The sequence below is a fragment of the Propioniciclava sinopodophylli genome, assembly GCF_004324755.1.
Taxonomy (GTDB): Bacteria; Actinomycetota; Actinomycetes; order Propionibacteriales; family Propionibacteriaceae; genus Propioniciclava; species Propioniciclava sinopodophylli.
This window is the reverse complement of the sequence record NZ_SDMQ01000007.1, coordinates 1-16077: the sequence shown is the minus strand read 5'-3', so window position 1 is coordinate 16077 and position 16077 is coordinate 1. Positions and strand designations below refer to the sequence as shown.

Genomic DNA, 16077 nt, shown 5'->3' with positions numbered 1-16077 from the left:
CGCTCACGCTACTGCACCTGCACCGTCAGCGCGCCCTATTCGGCGGCCCTGCGGCGGCGCACGACGGTGGCCTCCATCACCACGACGGTGCGGCCCGGCACCACCAGGTGGCGCCCCGGAGCGAGCGAGCGCTGGGTGAGTTCGTCGGGCGTGCCGGTATGGGTGACGATGCGGTAGCCGCTGGACCACGGCTCACCCGGCAGGGTGACCGTGACGGGCTCGTGGCCGGCGTGGAAGAACAGGTAGAAGGCGTCGGTCGTGTCGGAGACGTAGAACCCGAGGCTGCGGCGTCCGCCGTCGTGCCAGTCGCCGATCGTCATCTCCGTGCCGTACTCGTTGAACCAGGCCGACTCGGTGCGGCCCAGCCCCTCGCCGTGGTCGCCGACGACCTCCTGCCTCGAGCGGAAGTGGCCCGGCCGCAGGATCGGGTGCTGGGCGCGCAGCGCGAGCAGGGTGCGGGTGAGCTGGAACTGGTCGTCCCACTCCTCGCCGTCGGTCCAGTGCACCCACGACAGCGGGGTGTCCTGGCAGTACGCATTGTTGTTGCCCTGCTGGGTGCGGCCCATCTCGTCGCCGGCCAGCACCATCGGCATGCCCGAGCTCAGCAGCAGGGTCGCCATCATGTTGCGCATCGTCCGGCGGCGGGCGGCGTTGATCGCCTCGTCGTCCGTCTCGCCCTCGTAACCGTGGTTCCACGAGCGATTGTCGTCGGTGCCGTCGCGGTTGCGCTCGCCGTTGGCCTCGTTGTGCTTGAGGTCGTAGGTGACCACGTCGCGGAGGGTGAAGCCATCGTGGGCGGTGACGAAGTTGACCGAGCTGGTCGCCGGGCGCCCGTCGTGGTCGAAGATGTCCGCCGAGCCGGCCAGCCGGGTCGCGAGCTCCTCCACGCCGTGGATGGCGCCGCGCCAGAAGTCGCGGGTGAAGCCGCGGAAACGGTCGTTCCACTCGCTCCACCCCTGGCCCCAGCGGCCGACCTGGTAGCCGTAGGGGCCCAGGTCCCACGGCTCGGCGATCAGGACGGCCTTGGACAGGACGGGGTCGGTGGCCAGCGCCTCCTTGAAGGCGTGGTCCTGCTGGACGTGGTGCTGGGCGTCCCGGATCAGCGTGGTGCACAGGTCGAAGCGGAACCCGTCCACGCCCATCTCGCAGACCCAGTAGCGCAGCGAGTCCAGCACGAGGTCCAGGACACCCTCCACCGACGTGTCCACGGCGTTGCCGGTGCCCGTGACGTCGTAATCGTTGCGCATGTCGGAGGTGAGCCGGTAGTAGCCCGCGTGGTCGATGCCCCGGTAGCTGAGCGTGGGGCCCTCGTGCCCGCCCTCGGCGGTGTGGTTGTAGACCACGTCGAGGATGACGGCGATGCCCGCGTCGTGCAGGGCCGAGACCATCTCCTTGAACTCGGTGACCTGGCCGCCGAGCGTTCCGGAGCTGGAGTAGGCCGCGTGCGGGGAGAAGAAGCCCAGCGTGTTGTAGCCCCAGTAGTTGACCAGGCCCTTGCCGATCACGAACGGTTCGGAGATGAAGTGGTGCACCGGCAGGAACTCCACGGCGTTCACGCCGAGCGTCTTGATGTGCTCCACGACGGCCGGGTAGGCCATGCCCGCATACGTGCCGCGCAGGTGCTCCGGCACGGCCGGGTGGAGCTGCGTGTAGCCCTTGAGATGGGTCTCGTAGACGACCAGGTCCTCGGCGCGCACCGGCCTGGCCAGCGGTCGCGGCGGGGGCGTGTCGGCTACCACGACGCTCAGCGGGACGGACGCGAACGAGTCGCGCGGGTCGGGCAGGTAGTTCGACTCGGGGGTGTGGTCGCTGATCGGGCCGGCGTAGTCGACGCCGCCTGTGATGGCGCGCGCGTACGGGTCGACGAGCAGCTTCGCGGCGTTGAACCGCTGGCCGGTCTCGGGGCTCCAGGGGCCGTGGACGCGGTAGCCGTAGCGCTGGCCAGCACCCACCCCCGGCACGAAGACCTCCCAGACGCCGTCGGGGTTGTGCACCAGGTCGTGGTTGGTCTGCCGCCGGTCGGTGCCCACCAGGGCCAGCTCGACGCGGGTGGCGCGCGGGGCCCACAGGGCGAACCTCGTCCCGCCGTCGACGACACGGGCACCGAGGAGGGAGGAGTCCACCGGTCGAGGCAGCGTTGGGCGCACGGGTACCACTTTCCACGAAGACGAGCCCGGCCGGCCGTGATGGGGGGGGCGACGAACACCCGGGGCGCTTCATTCTGCCGCATTGGAACAAACCGGTCCATTCCCCACCACCTAGAATGCGGGAACAGGAGGAGGTGATCGTCGGTGCGGCACTACCTCGACCACGCGGCGTCCTCGCCGTTGCGCGACGAGGCACGCGAGGCGATGCTGGCCGCCTGGGAACTGACCGGGAACCCCAGCTCGCTGCACGGCAGCGGACGCCGTGCGCGGTCGCTCCTCGAGGACGCCCGCGAGCAGCTCGCCGACGCCGTCGACGCCCACCCGGGCGAAGTCGTCTTCACCAGCGGGGGGACCGAGGCCGACCACCTCGTCATCTCCGGCGCCGCCGCGTGGGGCGCCGAGCACGGGCGCCCGCGCGTGGCAGCCTCGGCCGTCGAGCACCCCGCCGTGGCCCACGCCGTCCAGGCTCTGGGCGGGGCCGGCGTCCGCCTGCCCGTGGACTCCGACGGCGTCGTTCACGGCGAAGGCTTGGCCCAGCTGCCCCCTGACGTCGGCTGGGCCTCGGTGATGTGGGTCAACAACGAGACCGGGGCGATCCAGCCGATCGACGGCTTCGTCGAGGCCTGCCGCCGCGCGGGCGTCCGTGCCCACAGCGACGCCGTCCAGGCGCTCGGCCACGTGCGCTGCTCGTTCACCGCCTCCCGCCTGGACGCCCTCAGCCTGTCCGCCCACAAGCTCGGCGGGCCCGTCGGCGTGGGGGCGCTTGTGGTGCGCCGGAACGCCCCGCTGGCCGTGGTCAGCCACGGCGGCGGGCAGGAGCGCCGGCTGCGCTCGGGCACCGTGCCGGTCGCGCTGGCCGCCGGGTTCGCCGCCGCGGCCGCGGCGTCCGTCGCCGAGCTCGCCGCCCAGGCGCCTCGGTGGGCGGGGCTGCGGCAGCGGCTGGTCGACGGGCTGACCGCCGTCGGGGGGGTCCGCGTCAACGGCGGCGCGCACACCAGCCCCGCCATCTGCCACGTCACCGTGGACGGCACGCGCGCCGACGACGTCCTCCTGCTGCTGGACGCCGCGGGCATCGACTGCTCCACCGGCTCGGCCTGCACCGCCGGCGTCCACCAGCCCAGCGAGGTCGTGCTCGCCATGGGGCTGGGGGAGGAGGCCGCCACCGCCTCGGTGCGGTTCTCGCTCGGCCACACCACCACCGCCGCCGACGTCGACGCGTTGCTCGCCGCGTGGCCCGACGTCGTCGCCCGCGCCCGCGGCGCCCGGCCCACCCAGCCCGACCCAGGAGAGACCCGTGCGACCTGACCTGCTCGGCGGCATCGCCGACGTCGACCGCCTCGACCCCGACGACTGGCGCGGCCACAACAACATCGCCGAGTCGATCCTCGCCCAGCTGGAGCGCGAGCCGCACCCGGACCGTCACCACGACACCTACTTGGACGATGCCTGGGTCGCGGCCCAGGGCTGGGACCTCGCACCCTGGCTGGACGTGCTGGCGGACGAGCTCCCCGTGCGGCCCGCGTAGACTCGCCCCTCGTGGAGGAAACGGGTCTCATGAAGGTGCTGGTCGCGATGTCAGGGGGAGTCGACTCCTCCGTCGCCGCCGCGCGCCTGGTAGCCGACGGGCACGAGGTGACCGGCGTCCACCTGGCCCTCAACCGCAACCCGGAGCTGTACCGGTCGGGCTCGCGCGGCTGCTGCTCGCTGGAGGACTCCCACGACGCCCGCCGCGTCGCCGACACCCTGGGCATCCCCTTCTACGTGTGGGACTTCTCCGACCGCTTCCACGACGACGTCGTCACCAACTTCGTCGCCGAGTACGCCGCCGGCCGGACGCCCAACCCCTGCCTGCGCTGCAACGAGAAGATCAAGTTCGCCGCGGTGCTCGAACGCGGGGTCGCCCTGGGCTTCGACGCCGTCGCCACAGGCCACTACGCCCGGCTGGAGCGCTCCGGCGACGAGGCCCTGCTGCACCGAGCGGCCGACGCCGCCAAGGACCAGAGCTACGTGCTCGGCGTCCTCACCCAGGAGCAGCTGCGCCGGTCGCTGTTCCCCTTGTACGGGACGGTCAAGGCCGACGTGCGGGCCGAGGCCGAGGCGCTCGGGCTACGCGTGGCGTCCAAGCCCGACTCCCACGACATCTGCTTCATCTCCGACGGCGACACGGCCGGCTTCCTCACCCGCGCCCTCGGCGAGCGCCCCGGCGCGATCGTCGACACCGAAGGGGCGGTCGTGGGCGAGCACGCCGGCACCCACCGGTTCACCGTGGGGCAGCGCCGCGGCCTGCGCCTGGGTGTCCCCGCCATCGACGGACAGCCCCGCTACGTCCTGGCCATCGAGCCGGTGACCAACACCGTCACCGTAGGGCCCCACGCGGGCCTCGCGGTGACCGAGATCGCGGGCATCCGGCCCACGTGGGCGGTCGCCGACCCCCGGTACGGCACCTGGCGCGGCCTCCTCCAGGTGCGCGCCCACGGGGCGCCCCTGCCGGCCACGATCGAGGCGGACGCCGCGGGCGTCCGCATCACGCTGGACGAGCCCGCCTTCGGCATCGCCCCCGGGCAGGCGGCGGTCACCTACGACGGGGACCTCGTCGTCGGGGCGTCCACGATCGCGGGCGCCGCATGAGGACGTCGGCGCTGGGCTCGCTGCCGGGCACCGACCTGGGCGCGGGCGTCCGGCTGGCGCTGGAGGCCGTCTCGGTGCCCTGGCTGCCCGAGTTCCCCGCCCGCGGGCCGTGGGCCGGCATGGTCGGACGCGCCCTCGGCCTGCTGGACGGGCTGGGGGCCGAGCTGTCGGCCGGCGAGTGGCGGCTGGCCGCCGTGCCGGGCCTCGACCAGCGCCGCGCCAAGGCCGCCCTGCGCGACGACCTCGACGTGCTCGAGGAGAACGCCCAGGGGCTCGCCGGCCCGCTCAAGGTCGCCGTGACCGGCCCGTGGACGCTGGCCTCGGCCGTCCTCCGTCCCCTCGGGGGGCGGGTGCTGGGCGACCGCGGCGCGCGCCGCGACCTGGCCCAGTCGCTCGCGTCCGGCGTGCGGGGGCTGGTGGCCGACGTCGAGCGGCGCCTGCCCGGCGTGGAGGTGCTCCTGCAGGTCGACGAGCCTTCGCTGCCGTCGGTGCTGGCCGGCGGCGTGCCCACCGAGGGCGGCTACTTCCGGCACCGGTCCGTCGACCGCCCCGAGGCGGTCGAGCTGCTGCGCGAGCTGGGCGGCGACCTGCTGCACTGCTGCGCGCCCGGCCTCGACGTCGAGCTGGCCGTCGGACGCCACGGCGCCGGTTTCACCGGCGTGTCCCTGGACCAGGACCTCATGAACCGCGCCGACTGGGACGCGCTGGGCCCGCTGCTGGAGGACGGGCGCGAGCTGTGGCTGGGGGCCGCAAGCACGGCGTCCGGCGTGGCGCCGACGGCGGACGCCCTGACCCGCCGCGTGCTGGGGGCGCTGCGACCGCTCGACCTCGGCCCGGTACTGGCCGAGCGGGTGGTGCTGACGCCGGCCTGCGGGCTGGCCGGCTGGCCGGCGTCGCAGGTCTCGGCGCTGTTGCGCGCGCTCGCGACCACGGCAGAGCGGGTCGGCGGCGAGCTCGGGGCCGGCTGAGCAGTACAGTGCGGCGGTGGACGATCCCCGCACCCGACGCGCCGGGTACGTGCCGTGCGCCACGGTCCCACGCGGGGCGGTGGTCGCGCTCGGCTGCCTGGGGTTTTTGGGCGTCGTGCTCGCCTTCTGGCGGCTCGGGCTGCCGGAGGTCTGGTACGACGAGTACGTCTACCGCACCGCCGCCCTGGCCTACCGCTCCGGCGACTTCGCCCCCAACTTCGAGCACCCGCCGCTGGGCAAGCTGATCCTGGCCGCGTGGCCCGGCCTCGACGCCGGGTACGCCGCCACGCGCGTCCTGATGGGGTTCGTCGCGCTGGCCATCGCCGGGGCGCTGTGGTGGGTCGCGGCCCACTTCGTCGGGTGGCTGTGGGGCTCGGTGGCCGGCCTGGCCTGGCTCCTGCTGCCGCACCGCTTCGAGTCGCGCGCCCGCCTGGACCACCTGGTGTTCCTCGACCCGTTCATGGTGCTCTTCCTCGTCCTGGGCTACGGCGCGGCCTGGCACTGGTTCCAGACGCGTTCGCTGCGCTGGGCCGCCGCGGCCGGCGCGCTGGTCGGTGCCGCGGCGATGGCGAAGCTGTCCGCGCTGTTCGTGCTGCCGGCGCTGCTGGTGTTCTTCGTCGGGCCCGGCCGGGCCCGGGTCGTCCTCAAGGACGTGGCGGCCTTCGCGGCCGGTGCTCTGGGCACGATGCTGCTTTTCCTGGCACCGATGGGCGGACCCGGCGCGCTGCTGCGGATGGTGGGGTACCAGCGGGAGCACAACGCCGACGGACACCCCGTGCTCGTGGCGGGCCAGGCGTTCGACGCGGCGCCGTGGTGGGCGACGTTCCGGTACGCGTGGGACGGGCTGGGCGCCTGGGCCACCGTGGTGCTGGTGGCGGCGCTGGTGCTGGCGGTGCGTTTCGTGCGGCCGCTCCGGCTCGTGGCGTTGCTGCTCGCCTCGCTGGCGAGTTTCTGGGTGCTGTTCGCGCAGTCGCGGGTGGCCCTGCCGCACTACTACTACGACTGGGTGTGGCTGCCGACCCTGGCCCTGGGGCTGGTGCTCCCCGCACTGGCCGAGGGGGCCACCCGCTGGGCGCGGACGGCGCTGGTGCTGCTGGTGGCGGGCGCCATCGTCGCCACGGGCGCCAACGCCGTGGGCGTCCTCGGCGAGCGGGAGTCCGGGCTGGTCCTCGTCGCGCACCACGTGCCGCCGGGCCGCGTCCTCGTGGCCGGGCTGCCGCCGTCGTCGTGGCCGGACGCCCACCTCGACGAGGTGATCTCCACCCTCGATGCGCCCTACGTCCAGGCCGTCGTCGTGGGGAACCACCCCCTCTCCCCGGTCCCCGAACCGCTGCGGCTGCTGGTCGATGAGCCGCCCCCCGGTGTACGGGTCGAGGAGGTCGACGGGTACCGGATCGCCACCTGGCAGGGCACACTCGCGCTGGAGGGGGACCGCTACCGCATCGTCGGCTGAGGCCCGCGACACTGTCGGCGCGGCGCGGTAGGTTTCTCGCCGTGACCGAAGTCGAGGACCGTGCCCGGCACGCCGAGCTCGCCCAACAGATCAACGACGCGCGGTTCCGGTACTACGTGCTGGACGCGCCGACGCTGTCGGACGCCGCGTTCGACGCGCTGCTGCGCGAGCTGGAGGCGCTGGAGGACGCCGTCCCTGAGCTGCGTACCCCGGACTCCCCGACGCAGCAGGTGGGGGTGATGGGGGCGACGTTCGCGCCCGTGACGCACCTGGAGCCCATGATGAGCCTCGACAACGCCTTCTCCGTCGAGGAGGTCGAGCGTTGGTCGGCGCGCGTCGGTGAGGCCGAGCTGCTGTGCGAGGTCAAGATCGACGGGCTGGCCCTCGACCTGGTCTACCGCGACCGGCGCCTGGTCAGCGCGGCCACCCGCGGCGACGGCCGCGTGGGCGAGGACGTGACGGCGAACGCCCGCACGATCGCCGCCATCCCGCAGGTGCTGGACGAGGGCGCACCCGACCTGGTCGAGGTGCGCGGCGAGGTCTTCATGCGGCCCGAGGAGTTCAAGGCACTCAACGACTCGCTCCTGGACGCGGGCAAGGCGCCGTTCGCCAACCCACGCAACTCGGCAGCCGGCTCGCTGCGCCAGAAGGACCCGAAGGTCACCGCGTCCCGCAGGCTGGCCTTCTACAGCCACGGCATCGGCGCGACGACCGGGCCCGAGATCGCGCGGCAGTCCGACGGCTACGACCTGCTGACCGCCTGGGGGCTGCCGGTCAGCGCCCACAACCGTGTGGTGCCCGACCTGGCGGCGGCCCTGGAGTACATCGCCACGTACGAGGACAAGCGGCACGACCTGGAGCACGAGATGGACGGGGTGGTGCTCAAGGTCAACGACCGCGCGCGCCAGTCCGAGCTCGGGTTCACCTCCCGGGCCCCGCGGTGGGCGATCGCGTTCAAGTACCCGCCCGAGGAGGTCAACACGAAGCTGCTGCGCATCGAGGTGAACACCGGCCGCACGGGCCGCGTGACGCCCTACGGCGTGATGGAACCGGTGACGGTCGCCGGCTCGACCGTGGAGATGGCCACGCTGCACAACGCGTCCGAGGTCGCCCGCAAGGACGTCCGGCCGGGTGACACCGTGATCCTGCGCAAGGCGGGCGACGTGATCCCCGAGATCCTGGGGCCGGTGCTCGCGCTGCGCCCCGAGGGCCTGCCTGCGTGGGTCATGCCGACCCACTGCCCCTCGTGCGGCACCGAGCTCGCGGCCCAGAAGGAAGGCGACAAGGACCTGCGCTGCCCCAACACGCGCTCGTGCCCCAGCCAGCTGCGTGAGCGGGTGTTCTTCGTCGCGTCGCGGACGGCGCTCGACATTGAGAACCTGGGCTTCCAGGCGGCGGACGCCCTCCTGTCGGCCGGGCTCATCGAGGACGAGGGCGACCTGTTCGCCCTCACCGCCGACGACCTGGTGACGTCGCCCTTCTTCACCACCAAGGCGGGCGCGTTGAACGCCAACGCGACCAAGCTGCTCGCCAACCTCGAGGGCGCGAAGACGCGGCCGTGGGCGAAGTTCCTGGTCGCGCTGTCGATCCGGCACATCAGCAAGGGCGTCGCGCCCGACGTGGCACGCGCCTTCCGGTCGGTGGAGGCGCTCGCCGCCGCGTCGGAGGAGGAGCTGTCGTCGGTCGACGGCATCGGGCCCACGCTCGCCGCGTCCATCGTGGAGTGGTTCTCGGTGGACTGGCACCGCGCGATCGTCGAGAAGTGGCAGGCGGCCGGCTGCGTCCTGGCCGACCCCGAGCCCGAGGGTGCGGACGCCTCGGGCGGGGTCGAGCAGACGCTGGCAGGGCTCACCATCGTGGTGACCGGGACGGTGCCGAACCACAACCGCGACAGCGCGCAGGAGGCCATCGAGGCTCGGGGCGGCAAGGCGGCCGGGTCGGTGTCGAAGAAGACGTCGGTGCTGGTGGCGGGGGAGTCGTCGGGGTCGAAGTACGCCAAGGCCGAGAGTCTCGGGGTGCCCATCCTGGACGCCGAGAAGTTCGAGGACCTGCTCGAGCGGGGGCTCAGCGCGCTGGACGACTGAGGTCGTTGCGATCCTGGAGCCCCTCACGAGCAGGGCGAGGTATGGCCGCGGCGAAGCCGAGGAAGAGGAGGCTGTGTCCGTCGGTTCAGTCTGCGGGCGGGGGCAAGGCCGTACTGGCCTGCCCGGCCGCCGGGGCTCACGCGGCGGCGGGCAGACGGTGGATGCCGCGGCGCGCGAACCACGACGCGGCGGCGTCCTGGCCGGGGGCGTCGGCGTCCACCTGGACGGTGACGACGTGCACGGGGAAGATCTCCATCGTCGTCACCCGGTCGGCCAGGGTGCGGACGGTGATGCCGAGCTCGGCGGCGAGCTGGGCGAGGGTGGCGCGACCGGAATCGGCGCCGACGAAGATGAGGTCGAGGGTCATGGCTGGTCTCCAGGGGCTGTGCGTATCGTCGGGAGGTTGCGGTGCGAGACTCCCGAGCACGACGGCGTCAGGGAGTCAGGCGCGACAACACGGACAACAGCCCGCGGGCACGGTGAACGACGGCAGCGCGTGGGTGCGTGCGGTCGTGGCCATGGGCGCAACCCTACGGGGAACCACACCGCCCGCGCACCTCGGTGCGCCGCATCGTGAGACGCGTACGCTGGGGCCCGTGGAGGGACTGAACACCGACCTGGACCTGAACGGGGCCGCATCACCGCGCGTGAAGCCGCGCGTGGGCGAGTGGGCTCCTGCGGACGTTCCGTCCACGAGGGCCAAGCGCAACCAGCGGTGGTGGACGATCACCGTCGCTACGATCGCCCTCGTGGCCGTCGTCGCATTCGGCTATGTCGCCTACCGGATGCTGCGCGGCTACTGAGTCGCGGGCTCGTGCTCGCTGGCCATCAGGGCCAGGTGTCGCAGGCGGGCCAGCTCCGCCTTGCGGAACTCGGGCCCGGGGCGTCCGACCACGATGCTGTGCCCGGTTCGGCACGGCGCCACCGCGATCGCCGCCTCGCCCCACCCGTCGTGCCAGTCGGCCGGGAGGTCGGCCACGTGCGCGGTGCCGAGGTCGCCGAAGACGCCGGGCGGCACCTGCGTCCCGATCGGGGCCAGCGCGCTTCGGTGCAGCACCGTCCCGTGGTCGCGGTCGACCAGCAGCGCCCAGGAGCAGTGGAAGGTCGCGGGGGCGGCGTCGGTCAGCAGCACCTCGGCGCGCTCGGGCTGCTCGGCCATGGCGTCCAGCACGTCGAGGTCGGCGTGCAGCCCCCAGTTCTCAGGATAGAAGGAGACCCAGAGCACCTCCACGTCGGGCACCCGTGCGCAGGCCGTGACGAGGGCGTCCGGGCGCACGTCGCCGGGGATCGTCAGCATGAAGTCGTCGACGGCGCGCCCGGCTCCCTTCTCGACGATCTCCACCGCGTTGATGTCGGCGTGCGCGGCGCCGAGGGCGGAAGCCACTGCGCCGAGGGAGCCCGGACGGTCGGGCAGGGCGACGCGGAGCAGGTACATGCCCCCTTGAATACCCCATGGGCAGCGGACGACCAAGCCCCCGGCCTGGCAGGGGGCGCCCTGTAGCGCGATTGAAACACCCGCGTCACAGGGGCTCGCGGTGCGGGCGTGGCCGGTGCGGGGCGACCGACCCCTAGGATGGGCGGGTCCCTGAACCGTCCTCGAGGAGTCGCACCGTGGCCCTGTCCACCGCCGACGTCGCCCGGCTCGCCGAGTTGGCGCGCATCGACCTGTCACCCCACGACCTGGAGCGCCTCGCGCCCCAGCTCGACGTCATCCTCGACGCCGTCGCGTCGGTGTCCGAGGTGGCTGGCGCGGACGTGCCGCCCACGTCGCACGCACTGCCGCTGACCAACGTCTTCCGCGCCGACCTGGTGCGCCCGAGCCTGCCCGCCGAAGCGGTACTGGGCGGCGCCCCGGCCGTCGAGGACGAGCGGTTCCGCGTGCCCCGGATCCTGGGGGAGGAGCAGTGAGCCACGCCATCCTGACGGCCACGGCGTCCGACCTCGGTCGCCGGATCGCCGCGCGCGAACTGACCGCCGTCGAGGTCGCCCGGGCCTTCCTGGACCAGATCGAGCGCACCAACGCCGAGGTCAACTCCTTCCTGCACGTCGACACCGAGGGTGCGCTGGCCCAGGCCGCCGCCGTCGACGCGCGGCTGGACGCCGGCGAGGCGCTCGGCCCGCTGGCGGGCGTCCCCGTCGCGGTGAAGGACCTGTTCTGCCAGGAGGGTGTGCCCACGACGGCCTCCTCGAGGATCCTCGAGGGCTGGCGCCCGCCGTACAGCTCCACCATCGTGCAGCGTCTGCTGGACGCCGGCCTCGTCCTGCTCGGCAAGACGAACCTCGACGAGTTCGCCATGGGCTCCTCGACCGAGACCTCGGCGTTCGGGCCGACCCACAATCCGTGGGACCTCACCCGCGTTCCCGGCGGTTCCGGCGGCGGCTCGGCTGCGGCGCTGGCCGCCTTCCAGGCCCCGCTGGCGATCGGCACCGACACCGGCGGCTCCATCCGCCAGCCCGCTTCGGTCACCGGCACGGTCGGCGTGAAGCCGACGTACGGCGCGGCGTCCCGCTACGGTGTCATCGCCATGGCGTCCAGCCTCGACCAGCCCGGCCCGTGCGCGCGCACGGTGCTGGACGCCGCCCTGCTGCACGAGGTGATGTGCGGCCACGACCCGATGGACTCCACCTCCATCGACGCGCCCGTGCCGCCGGTGGTCGACGCAGCGCGGTCGGGCGACATCTCCGGTCTGCGGGTCGGCGTGGTGAAGGAGCTGGGCGGCGAGGGCTACGAGCCCGGTGTCGAGCAGCGCTTCCGCGAGGCGCTGGCCCTGTTGGAGGGGGCCGGCGCGGAGATCGTCGAGGTCTCCTGCCCGAACTTCGCCTACGGCCTGGGCGCGTACTACCTGATCATGCCGTCGGAGGTGTCGTCGAACCTGGCCCGCTACGACGGGATGCGCTACGGCCTGCGGGTCGGCGACGACGGCGTCCGCGGCACGGAGGAGGTCATGGCGACCACGCGCGCGGTGGGCTTCGGCGACGAGGTGAAGCGCCGCATCATCCTCGGCACGTACGCCCTGAGCTCGGGCTACTACGACGCCTTCTACGGCTCGGCCCAGAAGGTGCGTACGTTGATCAGCCGCGACTTCGACGCCGCGTTCGAGCAGGCGGACGTGCTGGTCTCGCCCTCGACCCCGTTCACGGCGTTCGGCATCGGCGAGAAGCTGTCGGACCCGCTGGCGATGTACAAGTCGGACCTGTGCACGATCCCGACCAACATGGCCGGCAACACGGCCGGATCGTTCCCGTGCGGGCTGTCGCCCGACGACGGGCTGCCCGTCGGCGTCCAGGTGATGGCCCCGCCGCTGGCCGACGACCGCGTCTACCGGTTCGGTGCCGCGTTGGAGCGGCTGTACGCCGAGCGCGACGGCGGCCTCCTGACCGACCGGATCGCCGAGCGCTGGACGCAGGAGGCCTGACATGGACGAGTTGATGGACTACGACGACGCCATGGCCGCCTACGACCCCGTGCTGGGCATGGAGGTCCACGTCGAGCTGAACACGGCGTCCAAGATGTTCTGCGGCTGCGACAACAGCCCTGGCGGCGAGCCGAACACGAAGACCTGCCCGGTGTGCTTGGGCCTGCCGGGGTCGCTGCCGGTGGTCAATGGCAAGGCTGTGGAGTCGGCGATCCGCATCGGGCTGGCGCTGAACTGCCAGGTCGCGCCGTGGTGTCGGTTCGCCCGGAAGAACTACTTCTACCCGGACATGACCAAGAACTTCCAGACGTCGCAGTACGACGAGCCGATCTGCTTCGACGGCCACCTGAACCTGGAGGTCGACGGCCGGACGTACCGGATCGAGATCGAGCGCGTCCACATGGAGGAGGACGCCGGCAAGCTGACCCACGCCGGTTCCACCGGGCGCATCCACGGCGCCGAGTACAGCCTCGTCGACTACAACCGCGCGGGCACGCCGCTGATGGAGATCGTCACCAAGCCCATCCGCGGGCTGGGAGAACACGCCCCGGCCGTCGGGCGCGCCTACATGGCGCACCTGCGCGAGCTGATGCGTGCCCTCGACGTCTCCGACGCGCGCATGGAGGCCGGCAACATGCGCTGCGACGCGAACGTGTCGCTCATGCCGAAGGGCTCCGACGAACTGGGCACCCGCACCGAGACCAAGAACGTGAACTCGCTGCGCTCGGTGGAGGGTGCGCTGCGCTACGAGATCCAGCGCCAGGGCGCGATCCTCGCCGGCGGGGGCCGGGTGCACCAGGAGACCAGGCACTGGCACGAGGAGGGCTGGACCAGCCCTGGCCGCTCCAAGGAGGAGGCTGAGGACTACCGGTACTTCCCCGAGCCGGACCTCGTCCCCGTCGCCCCCAGCCGCGCATGGGTTGAGGAGCTGCGCGCCACCCTGCCCGAGCCGCCGGCCCAGCGCCGCGCCCGCCTGCAGGAGGCCTGGGGCTTCACCGACCTGGAGATGCGCGACGTCGTCGGCAACGAGGGCTCGCTCGACCTCATCGCCGCCACGGTGGCCGCCGGCGCGACGCCCGCGGCCGCCCGCAAGTGGTGGCTGGGCGAGCTCTCCCGCCGCGCGAACGAGGCCGGGGTGGACCTGTCCGGTCTCGGCGTGACGCCTGCGCAGGTCGCGGACGTCCAGGCGCTCGTGGACGCCGGCACGGTCAACGACAAGCTGGCCCGCCAGGTCTTCGACGGCGTGCTCGCAGGCGAGGGCTCGCCCGCCGAGGTGGTCGAAGGCCGTGGCCTGGCGGTCGTCTCCGACGACGGAGCGCTGGGGGCCGCCGTCGACGCGGCCATCGCCGCCAACCCGGACGTGGCCCAGAAGATCCGCGACGGCAAGGTGCAGGCCGCGGGCGCGCTCATTGGGCAGGTCATGAAGGCGATGCGGGGCAAGGCGGACGCCGCCCGCGTCCGCGCCATCTTGCTGGAGAAGCTGGCGTGATCGGGGAGCCGCGCGACCCGCAGGCGCGCGCGTGGGTGCCGTGGATCCTGGTCGTGCTCGCCTTCGGCGTGCACTTCTGGGGCCTCTACACCCCGAGCCCGCCGGACGCGGGGGCGTTGTCGTTCCCGGGCCTGGACAAGCTCGCCCACGTCGTCCTGTTCGCCGTGCCCACGTGGGCGCTGGTGAAGGTCGTGCCGAAGGCCTGGATGGCCGTGGTTCCCATGCTGGTTCACGTGCCGGTCAGCGAGATCGTGCAGGCGACGGTCCTGTCGGGCACGCGGGGCGGCGAGTGGCTGGACGCCCTGGCCGACATCGTCGGCATCGCCGTCGGTTGGTGGACGGCGGTGCGCACCGACCCCGTCCTGGGTGACGTGGAGGCAACTGAGTGAATCCCCCGGCGCGGGCGAGACCCCTTGCCTAAGCTGGCCAAAAGCCAGTTTCACAGCGCAAGAGAGGTCTGTCCATGCCAATCCGCGAAGATGCCCAGTGGGCCCTTGTTGTCCCCACGTCGATGGGCGTCCGGATCACCCCGGAGAACCGCTCCCCCGTGCACGCCTCGGACCGCTTCTTCCTGCAGGCCACCAGCGCCGAGACCAACGTCGCCACCGTCGTGTCGTACCTGGGTGAGCCCACCAAGGTGTTGACCGCCTTCGTCGAGGGCTCCCCGATCTCGGCGATGATCAAGGCAGACCTGCGCAAGCGCAATATGAGTTACGAGGGCCCGGACCTGCCTCAGGGCGACGCCTGGGGCCTGCGCCACCAGTTCAACATCGCCGACTCGGGCTTCGGTGGTCGCGCGCCGCGCGTGTGGAACGACCGCGCAGGCGAGGTCGGCCGCGAGCTGGACGTCTCCCAGTTCGACCTCGAGAAGCTTTTCGTCACCGAGGGCGTCAAGATCCTGCACCTGTCCGGTCTCATCGCCGCCCTCAGCCCGTCCACCTCGAAGTTCTGCGTCGAGCTCGCCAAGAAGGCCCGCGCCAACGGCACGCTCGTGGCGATGGACCTCAACTACCGCGCCACTTTCTGGAAGGGCCGCGAGGAGGAGCTCTCCGCCGCCTTCGACGAGATCGCCAAGAACTGCGACATCCTCTACGGCAACGAGGAGGACTTCCAGCTCTGCCTCGGCATCGAGGGCCCCGAAGCCGGCGGCGAGTCGATCGACGACAAGATCGACGAGTTCAAGAAGATGATCGGCCGGATCAAGGAGACCTACCCGGACGCCCACTGGATCGGCACCTCGCTGCGAGAGGTCAAGTCGGCCAACGCGCACGAGTGGGGCATCCTGCTGTGGAACGACGGCGAGTTCTACCTCGCCCCGCTCCGCCACATCGACGTCATGGACCGCATCGGCGGCGGCGACGGCTCCGTCGGCGGCGTGCTCTACGGCATCCTGCAGGGCTGGGACGTCGAGAAGTGCGCCCAGTTCGGCTGGGCCACCGGCGCGCTCGCCGCGACGTCGCTGTACGACTACGGCATGGCCGCCGACGAAAAGCAGGTCTGGGACCTCTGGGAGGGCAACGCGCGCGTCCAGCGCTGACCGACGGGTCGAATGACCCCCCGACGCCGTCCGCCCACCCGGGCGGGCGGCGTCCTGCGTTGTCAAGGGGTTCAGAGGACTGTGGATAGGTTGGCCGAGTTCTCCACAGGTTCGAATGTGTTGTTCTGATTGTCGGTGGTGGTGTTTAGCGTTGGGTGCATGGACCAGCTGACCCCCACCGCTACGGCGTTGGCTGGTGCGCGTTCGCTGCTGGCGAGTATCGACCATGCTGGTCGCCGTCGGTTGGACGCCGAGGTGCGGCTTGGGTTGGTGAGCGAGGTCGTCGCGCTGGGGCGTCAGGTGGAGGCTTTGCGGGTGGTGTTGATCGCCGAGGCTGATCGGGCCAAGGCTGCTG

The 16077-nt window shown here is 72.4% G+C and carries 16 protein-coding genes; 13 read left to right on the top strand and 3 right to left on the bottom strand.

Going from position 1 to position 16077, the window contains the following annotated elements; all coding sequences use genetic code 11:
• Positions 1-35 precede the first annotated feature (35 nt).
• The gene (glgX, locus tag ET989_RS07965; protein WP_131168021.1) at positions 36-2147 is read right to left on the bottom strand and encodes a glycogen debranching protein GlgX; all 2112 of its coding nucleotides are present in this window, start codon (positions 2145-2147) and stop codon (positions 36-38) included.
• A 144-nt stretch (positions 2148-2291) separates the two neighbouring features.
• On the opposite strand from glgX, the gene ET989_RS07960 reads away from it, so the two are divergent.
• From ET989_RS07960 to ligA, 6 genes are read left to right on the top strand one after another with little or no spacing between them, the layout of a single operon-like run.
• Positions 2292-3452, top strand: a complete 1161-nt coding sequence (locus ET989_RS07960) for a cysteine desulfurase family protein (protein WP_131168020.1) — start codon at positions 2292-2294, stop codon at positions 3450-3452.
• Positions 3442-3672: a hypothetical protein gene (locus ET989_RS07955; RefSeq protein WP_131168019.1), complete on the top strand. Its 231-nt coding sequence runs from the start codon at positions 3442-3444 to the stop codon at positions 3670-3672. The genes ET989_RS07960 and ET989_RS07955 overlap by 11 nt, the downstream gene beginning before the upstream one ends.
• Positions 3673-3701: 29 nt before the next feature.
• On the top strand, positions 3702-4775 hold the full coding sequence (gene mnmA, locus ET989_RS07950) for a tRNA 2-thiouridine(34) synthase MnmA (RefSeq protein ID WP_131168144.1): 1074 nt from the start codon (positions 3702-3704) through the stop codon (positions 4773-4775).
• Complete coding sequence (locus ET989_RS07945) at positions 4772-5743, top strand: uroporphyrinogen decarboxylase/cobalamine-independent methonine synthase family protein (protein WP_131168018.1); 972 nt, start codon at positions 4772-4774, stop codon at positions 5741-5743. The genes mnmA and ET989_RS07945 overlap by 4 nt, the downstream gene beginning before the upstream one ends.
• Positions 5744-5759: 16 nt before the next feature.
• Positions 5760-7196: a hypothetical protein gene (locus ET989_RS07940; RefSeq protein ID WP_131168017.1), complete on the top strand. Its 1437-nt coding sequence runs from the start codon at positions 5760-5762 to the stop codon at positions 7194-7196.
• Between the two features lie 41 nt (positions 7197-7237).
• Entirely contained in the window at positions 7238-9280 is a 2043-nt protein-coding gene (gene ligA / locus ET989_RS07935; protein ID WP_131168016.1) for an NAD-dependent DNA ligase LigA, read from the top strand.
• A gap of 136 nt (positions 9281-9416) precedes the next feature.
• On the opposite strand, the gene ET989_RS07930 is transcribed toward ligA, so the two are convergent.
• Positions 9417-9647, bottom strand: coding sequence for a hypothetical protein (locus ET989_RS07930; protein ID WP_131168015.1), 231 nt, complete (start codon positions 9645-9647; stop codon positions 9417-9419).
• A gap of 229 nt (positions 9648-9876) precedes the next feature.
• On the opposite strand from ET989_RS07930, the gene ET989_RS07925 reads away from it, so the two are divergent.
• The gene (locus ET989_RS07925; protein ID WP_131168014.1) at positions 9877-10083 is read left to right on the top strand and encodes a hypothetical protein; all 207 of its coding nucleotides are present in this window, start codon (positions 9877-9879) and stop codon (positions 10081-10083) included.
• Here ET989_RS07925 and ET989_RS07920 read toward each other — a convergent pair.
• Positions 10077-10715, bottom strand: coding sequence for an ACT domain-containing protein (locus ET989_RS07920; RefSeq protein WP_131168013.1), 639 nt, complete (start codon positions 10713-10715; stop codon positions 10077-10079). The two genes, ET989_RS07925 and ET989_RS07920, sit on opposite strands and share 7 nt — an antisense overlap.
• 176 nt (positions 10716-10891) lie before the next feature.
• Between ET989_RS07920 and gatC the strand changes: the two genes are divergently transcribed.
• The 6 genes from gatC to ET989_RS07890 form a co-directional block, all read left to right on the top strand.
• On the top strand, positions 10892-11188 hold the full coding sequence (gatC, locus tag ET989_RS07915; RefSeq protein WP_131168012.1) for an Asp-tRNA(Asn)/Glu-tRNA(Gln) amidotransferase subunit GatC: 297 nt from the start codon (positions 10892-10894) through the stop codon (positions 11186-11188).
• Positions 11185-12696 carry an Asp-tRNA(Asn)/Glu-tRNA(Gln) amidotransferase subunit GatA gene (gatA, locus tag ET989_RS07910; RefSeq protein WP_131168011.1) on the top strand — a complete coding sequence of 504 codons (1512 nt, stop codon included), beginning with the start codon at positions 11185-11187 and terminating at the stop codon, positions 12694-12696. Before gatC ends, gatA begins: the two co-directional genes overlap by 4 nt.
• A gap of 1 nt (position 12697) precedes the next feature.
• On the top strand, positions 12698-14185 hold the full coding sequence (gene gatB, locus ET989_RS07905; RefSeq protein ID WP_131168010.1) for an Asp-tRNA(Asn)/Glu-tRNA(Gln) amidotransferase subunit GatB: 1488 nt from the start codon (positions 12698-12700) through the stop codon (positions 14183-14185).
• Positions 14182-14574 (top strand): VanZ family protein, encoded by a 393-nt coding sequence (locus ET989_RS07900; RefSeq protein ID WP_131168009.1) that lies wholly within the window; start codon positions 14182-14184, stop codon positions 14572-14574. Before gatB ends, ET989_RS07900 begins: the two co-directional genes overlap by 4 nt.
• A gap of 74 nt (positions 14575-14648) precedes the next feature.
• Positions 14649-15722, top strand: coding sequence for a PfkB family carbohydrate kinase (locus tag ET989_RS07895; protein WP_131168008.1), 1074 nt, complete (start codon positions 14649-14651; stop codon positions 15720-15722).
• 159 nt (positions 15723-15881) lie between these two features.
• The coding region (locus ET989_RS07890; RefSeq protein WP_131168007.1) for a hypothetical protein at positions 15882-16077 on the top strand (196 nt) is incomplete at its 3' end.